Source organism: Microbacterium sp. HMWF026 (assembly GCF_003061325.1).
Lineage (GTDB): Bacteria > Actinomycetota > Actinomycetes > Actinomycetales > Microbacteriaceae > Microbacterium > Microbacterium testaceum_E.
Window position 1 is genome coordinate 1 of record NZ_QAJB01000157.1, and the last position, 5920, is coordinate 5920.

The 5920-nt window shown below is 70.9% G+C and carries 8 protein-coding genes; 3 read left to right on the forward strand and 5 right to left on the reverse strand.

All coding sequences use genetic code 11. From position 1 onward, the window contains the following. On the forward strand, positions 1-408 hold a 408-nt coding region (locus DBR36_RS06760), incomplete at its 5' end, for a DUF4064 domain-containing protein (RefSeq protein WP_146185262.1). A 76-nt stretch (positions 409-484) separates the two neighbouring features. Here DBR36_RS06760 and pth read toward each other — a convergent pair. Further along, on the reverse strand, positions 485-1069 hold the full coding sequence (pth, locus tag DBR36_RS06765; protein WP_108318143.1) for an aminoacyl-tRNA hydrolase: 585 nt from the start codon (positions 1067-1069) through the stop codon (positions 485-487). Positions 1070-1202: 133 nt separating this feature from the next. Further along, on the reverse strand, positions 1203-1847 hold the full coding sequence (locus DBR36_RS06770) for a 50S ribosomal protein L25/general stress protein Ctc (protein ID WP_108318144.1): 645 nt from the start codon (positions 1845-1847) through the stop codon (positions 1203-1205). Between the two features lie 294 nt (positions 1848-2141). On the opposite strand from DBR36_RS06770, the gene DBR36_RS18245 reads away from it, so the two are divergent. After that, the gene (locus DBR36_RS18245; RefSeq protein ID WP_258222603.1) at positions 2142-2267 is read left to right on the forward strand and encodes a hypothetical protein; all 126 of its coding nucleotides are present in this window, start codon (positions 2142-2144) and stop codon (positions 2265-2267) included. Between the two features lie 88 nt (positions 2268-2355). Here DBR36_RS18245 and DBR36_RS06775 read toward each other — a convergent pair whose 3' ends face one another. The 3 genes from DBR36_RS06775 to DBR36_RS06785 are packed head-to-tail and all read right to left on the reverse strand — an operon-like array spanning position 2356 to position 5542. Then, positions 2356-3357: a zinc-binding dehydrogenase gene (locus DBR36_RS06775; protein ID WP_108318145.1), complete on the reverse strand. Its 1002-nt coding sequence runs from the start codon at positions 3355-3357 to the stop codon at positions 2356-2358. Positions 3358-3377: 20 nt separating this feature from the next. Beyond that, on the reverse strand, positions 3378-4157 hold the full coding sequence (locus tag DBR36_RS06780; RefSeq protein ID WP_108318146.1) for an SDR family oxidoreductase: 780 nt from the start codon (positions 4155-4157) through the stop codon (positions 3378-3380). Next, positions 4154-5542, reverse strand: a complete 1389-nt coding sequence (locus DBR36_RS06785; protein ID WP_108318147.1) for a GntP family permease — start codon at positions 5540-5542, stop codon at positions 4154-4156. The genes DBR36_RS06780 and DBR36_RS06785 overlap by 4 nt, the downstream gene beginning before the upstream one ends. A gap of 144 nt (positions 5543-5686) precedes the next feature. Between DBR36_RS06785 and DBR36_RS18250 the strand changes: the two genes are divergently transcribed. After that, positions 5687-5920 (forward strand): FadR/GntR family transcriptional regulator (locus tag DBR36_RS18250; protein WP_258222604.1); only part of this gene is annotated, 234 nt, incomplete at its 3' end.

The following is a 5920-nucleotide window of genomic DNA, read 5'->3' on the forward strand; positions in this document are numbered from 1 at the left end:
CCGCAGTACTCCCCGGCATCCCGTCCCGTCGTGTCGAAGAAGCTCGGCATCATCGCCTTCGTCGCGTCGCTGATCGCCGTCGTCGTGGGCGCGATCCTCGCCTACGTGGCGGGACTGCAGAGCGCGGGTCTGGCGCAGTACGCGGACGGCACCGGCCAGATCGACCCCAACAACATCCCGCCCGCGGCCGAAGAGGCCGCCGCCGCATTCGCCGGGCTGTCGCTCGCCGCCTTCGTGATCTACGGCCTGTTCGGGCTCTGGGGCTTCATCCAGGGCATCGTCGCCGCGGTGAAGAACCGGGGACGCGGCTGGGGGATCGCCGCCATCGTCCTCGCCGTGCTCGGCGGCGTCGTGGTCGTCGGCGCGCTCGGCATCGGCGCGTCGGTCGGCATCGGCTCGACTCTCTGAACGCCGGAACGGCCCCGGTCCTCGCGGATCGGGGCCGTTCGCGTACCCGGCTCGCGCGCAGCGGGATGCCGGACGGTCAGGCGCGGGGGGCGTGGAAGCGCTGCTGCGCGGCGACCAGCCCCTCGTCGATCAGCATCTCGACGGCGTCAGCGGCATCCGAGACCAGGATCGGCAGGGTCGTGCGTTCCGTCGCACCGAAGGGATCGAGTACCCAGTCGGCCGGATCCTGGCGCCCCGCCGGGCGGCCGATACCGACCCGCACGCGCGGGAAGTCGGCCGTGCCGAGGGCCTTGGCGATGTCGCGCACGCCGTTGTGGCCCCCGTGTCCCCCGCCGACCTTGAGCTTGATGGTGTCGAAGGGGATGTCGAGCTCGTCGTGGACGACGACGACCCGCTCGGCCTCGGTGCCGTAGAAGCGCGCGAGCTGCGACGCGGGACCGCCCGAGACATTCATGAAGCTGTTCGGCTTGGCCAGCACCAGCTTGGCGGCACCGGGACGCAGCCACGTCTCGACCACGCGCGCGTTGGCCTTGTGCGCCTTGAAGGACTCGCGGCGGCGGGCGGCCAGTTCGTCCAGCACCATCTGTCCGACGTTGTGCCGCGTCGCCTCGTACCGCGGTCCGGGGTTTCCGAGTCCCACGATGAGCCAGGTGTCCGCCATGGCATCCATCCTTCCGGATCCGGTGAGGACCCTCGCCATCCGGGCGGGGAAGACGATCTTCCCCGCATCGAAAAAACGAGGGGGCGCGAAACGCGCCCCCTCGCCTGCCGCGGACCGTGAGGCCCGCGCGCGATCAGTTGTCGTCGCCCTCGGCGCCCTCGGCCGTCTCGGCCTCTTCGGACTGCTCCTCGGCGACCTCGGCGTCGGCCTCGGCGATCTCTTCGTCGGCGGCGATCGTGTCGAGCGGGACCGAGACACCCACGATCAGGGTCTCGGGCTCGGTCACCAGCGTCGCACCCCGGGGCAGGGTCAGGTCGGCCGCGGTGATCTGCGTGCCGTCCTCGGCGCCCTCGACGTCGACCTCGATGTTCTGGGGGATGTGGGTGGCCTCGACCTCGAGCGACACCGACGCGGTGTCGAGCATGGCGACCGTGCCGGGGAAGGGCTCACCGGTGAGGACGACGGGCACGTCGACGCTGACCTTCTCGCCCTTCTTGACCACGAGCAGGTCGATGTGCTCGATGATCTGACGCACGGGGTCCTTCTGGACGTCCTTCACCAGGACGAGCTGGCCCTTGCCGGCGATGTCGAGGTCGAGCAGCGCGTTGGCGCGACGGATGAGCAGCGCGACCTGGTGGCCGGGCAGCGCGACGTGCTGGGGGTCGGTGCCGTGGCCGTAGATGACCGCGGGGATCTTGCCCTCGGCGCGCAGACGGCGGGCGAAGCCCTTGCCGAAGTTCTCGCGGAGCTCCGCGACGACCTTGTTGTCTTCCGACATGATGTTCTCCTCGCGGGCTCGGGGTCCCGCAGATCGTGAGCGGACGGGGTCCGCACCTGTGTGGTCTGGATTCGACTCGAACGCGAGCGCGTGAGGAAAGCCGGGAGCCTGCATCACCGCGTCGATCACGGACATCCGTGCGTGGCGACACGCACGCGGGGATGTCCCTCGCCGAAGTTCCCCGGAAGTCTACCAGCGCGGCGCCCACGCCACGACCCGGCCGTCGCGGAACGGGCGGGCGGACCGATGACGGCCCGTTAGGATCGAAGGGCCACACCGACCCGGAGGATCATCATGGACAGCGGCTTCTTCTCTCACGTCGTGCTCGGTGTCATCGCCACCCTCACCGCGATCGGCGGTGTGGCCGCGATCGGCGCCCTCTTCTCGCTCGGGCGCAACGCCTCGTACAAGAAGCACTGACGACATCGCGGGTGCGTCGTTCCGACGCTCCGGATCCATTGACGCCCCGGCCCCGTCCTCTCGGACGGCGACCGGGGCGTCGATCGTGTCAGAGCGCGAAGACGACCTTGCCCGAGCGCTGCGAGTCGCGCGCCGTGGCGAAGGCCTGGTCGGCATCCGCGAGAGCGAACTCGTGCGTGAGGGCGCTCTCGATCGCGGGCGTCGCCGCCAACAGCGTGATCGCACGGTCGATCTCGTCGAGGAAGCGGAACGCGCCGAGGTAGCGCACCTCTTTCGAGATGAAGGGGGCGAGGTTGATCGGACGGGGATCGTCGGGCAGCATCCCCACCTGCACGACCGTGCCGCCGGGGCGGACGGCCTTGATCGCGGCCGAGATCGACACGGGAACCCCCGAGCACTCCAGGACGACGGCGTAGGCGTTCGGCTCGAGCGTCTCGGTCGAGACGTCGACCGTCTCGGCGGCGCCGAGGGCCCCCGCGCGTTCGAGCGGTCCGGAGAGCACGTCGGTCGCGGTGACGCGTGCGCCCGCGGCGACGGCCGCGGCCACGGCCATGAGACCGATCGGTCCCGAGCCGGTGACGAGGACCTCCAGGCCCTCGACGTCTCCCGCTCTGCCGAGCGCGTGCAGAGCGACGGCGAGGGGTTCGGCGAGCACGGCGCGGCGCACCGGCAGATCGTCCGGCAGCACCCGCACCATGTCGGCCTCGACGACCAGGTACTCGGATGCCGCGCCCTGCGTGTGCGGCCACGTCGAGGCGCTGCCGAGGTACGAGCCCCCCGGCCAGAGGTGCGGGGCATCTTCGATACCGTCTCGCGAGGTACCGAAGCGCGCGGGATGCACGGTGACGGGGGTCCCCGGCTCCAGCGCACCCGAGGGGTCGAGATCGACCCGACCGGAGAGCTCGTGACCCGGGACGAGGGGCTCGCGCACGACGAAGGCCCCGTTGGCACCCTCGTAGTAGTAGTGCAGGTCGGACCCGCAGATGCCGACGTACTCCACGCGCAGGCGCACCTGCCCCTCGCCGGGCTCGGGCACGGCCATGTCGTGCACCTCGGCGGTGCGCGCCTTCTCGATCAGCAGAGACCTCATCGGTCGCTTCCTCTCCGCGGTCAGACGACCGCCGTCATCCCACCGTCGACGCAGATGTTCTGCCCCGAGACGAAGCTCGACGCGTCGGAGGCGAGGAACAGCAGCGCCCCCCGCAGCTCGTCGACGTCACCCCAGCGGGCGGCGGGCGTGCGCTGGGTCAGCCAGCGCGTGAAATCGGGGTCGTCCACGAGGGCGCGGTTCATGTCGGTCGCGAAGTACCCCGGACTGAGGGCGTTGACCTGGATGCCGAAGCGCGCGAGGTCGGCGGCCATGCCGGCGGTCAGCTGGGCGACACCGCCCTTGGTCGCCGAGTAGGGCGCGATCGTCTGCCGGGCCAGGCGCGACTGCACCGAGGCGACGTTGACGATCTTGCCCGAGCCGCGCGCGACCATCGCGGGCGTGACGAAGCGGGAGACGTAGAACACCCCGGAGAGGTTGGCCGCGACGATGTCGTCCCAGTCACCGACGGGGAACTCGTGGATCGGCGCCCGTCGCTGCACGCCGGCGTTGTTGACGAGGATGTCGGGCACCCCGACCTCGGCGAGCAGCTCCCCCACCACGGCTTCGACCGCCGCGGCATCCGTCACGTCGAAGACGACCGCGTGCGCGGGGCGCCCGGACAGCTCCTCGGCCTCGGCGCGGGTCCGCTCGACCGCGGCCGCGTCGCGACCGTGGACGACGACCCGGGCCCCGCCGCGCGCCAGCGTCAGCGCCAGCGCGCGGCCCAGGCCCCGCGACGAGCCCGTGACGAGGGCGAGACGGTCCGAGACGTCGAACAGCTCGGCGTTCGAGCCGGTCACAGAAGGGCCCCGATCCCGAACACCAGCAGCGCGGCGGCGAAGCCGAGGACGGACTCGATGGCCTGCTGCACGGTCCACGTCTTGAGGGTGGTCTTGACGTCCATGCCCATCAGGCGCCCGACCAGCCAGAAGCCGGAGTCGTTGACGTGCCCGGCGAAGACCGATCCGGCCGCGGTGGCGAGCGTGATCGCGACGACCTGGAGCGGCGAGAAGCCGCCGGCCATGACGGCCGGGGCCGCAAGGCCCGCGGCGGTGACGAGCGCGACCGTGGCCGAGCCCTGCGCGAGACGCAGGATGACGGCGATGACGTACGCGGCGACGATCACGGGCAGGCCGAGGTCGCTGAGGCTGTCGGAGAGCGCGTCACCGATGCCCGAGGCGCGCAGGACCGCTCCGAACATGCCGCCCGCGCCGGTGATCAGGATGACGGAGCACACCGGGCCGAGCGCCGAGTCGACGACCTTCTCGAGCGCGGTGCCGTTCTCGCCGCGGCGGAAGCCGAACACCACGGTCGCGACCAGCACGGTGATGAGCAGGGCGACGGGCGAGTTGCCGAGCAGCACCAGCACCTGCACGACGATGTTGGCGGGATCCACGACCCCGGCGGCGCCGAGGGTGGTGAGGCCGGTGTTCAGGAAGATGAGCAGCATCGGCAGCAGCAGCACGGCGATCACGGTCGCGGGCTTGGGCGGGTTGCTCGGCTGGTCGGCGTCGACGTCGCCGAACAGCGCCGGGACGGGCAGCACGATGCGCTTCGCGACGAACTTGCCCCAGAGGTAACCCGAGAGGTACCAGATCGGGAACGCGATGACGAGGCCGACGATGAGCACCAGGCCGAGGTTGGCGCCGTACAGCCCGCTCGCCGTGACCGGACCGGGGTGCGGCGGCAGGAAGACGTGCATGACCGAGAACGCGGCGGCGGCCGGCAGTCCGAACAGCAGCACGTTGTTGCCCGACACGCGACGGGCGATGGCGAAGATGATCGGGAGCATCATCACCAGGCCGGCGTCGAAGAACATCGGGAAGCCGAGGATCAGCGACACGATGCCCAGCGCGAAGGGGGCGCGCTTCTCGCCGAACACGCGCACGAAGGTCTCGGCGAGCGCCTGCGCTCCGCCGGAGTGCTCGATCAGCCTGCCGAGCATCGCGCCGAGTGCGACGAGCAGGGCGACCGTGCCCAGGGTGCTGCCGAACCCCCCGGTCAGGGTCGTCACGATGGCCGACACCGGGATGCCGGCGACGAAGGCCGTCACCAGCGAGACGATGATGAGCGCGAGGAAGGCATGCACCTTCAGCCAGATGATGAGCACGAGGATGAGCGCGATCGCGCCCGCGGCGATGGCGAGCAGAGGCGCCGTGCCGAGTGTCTGGGTCCAGTCGTCCAAGAGATCTCCGTTGATTCAGCCGGTCGGGCGCGGGGTGGGGCATGCTGTGAACGCCGTGCGCCCGCCGGGGCGGTCACGGCATCCTCACACAATGATCATATTTTTGACAAGATAAGGTCGTACCAAACGGCCTAAGGAGGGGTCATGGCCCGCGCTTCGCACGGCTCGTTGCTGGATGCCGTCGGCATGCGCATCGTCGACGGCGACCTCGCCGCGGGCCGCGTCCTGACGATCGCCGACCTCGAGGCCGAGTACGCCGTGTCGCGCACCGTCGTCCGCGAGGCCGTGCGCGTGCTGGAAGCCATGGGCATGCTCGAGCAGCGCCGCCGCGTCGGCATCACCGTGCGCCCCGCCGCGGACTGGAGCGCCCTGGACACC

Coding starts and splice junctions, on each gene's coding strand:
- DBR36_RS18245 (WP_258222603.1), top strand. CDS start 2,142: ATGGACAGCGGCTTCTTCTCTCACGTCGTGCTCGGTGTCATCGCCACC.
- DBR36_RS06775 (WP_108318145.1), bottom strand. CDS start 3,357: ATGAGGTCTCTGCTGATCGAGAAGGCGCGCACCGCCGAGGTGCACGAC.
- DBR36_RS06770 (WP_108318144.1), bottom strand. CDS start 1,847: ATGTCGGAAGACAACAAGGTCGTCGCGGAGCTCCGCGAGAACTTCGGC.
- pth (WP_108318143.1), bottom strand. CDS start 1,069: ATGGCGGACACCTGGCTCATCGTGGGACTCGGAAACCCCGGACCGCGG.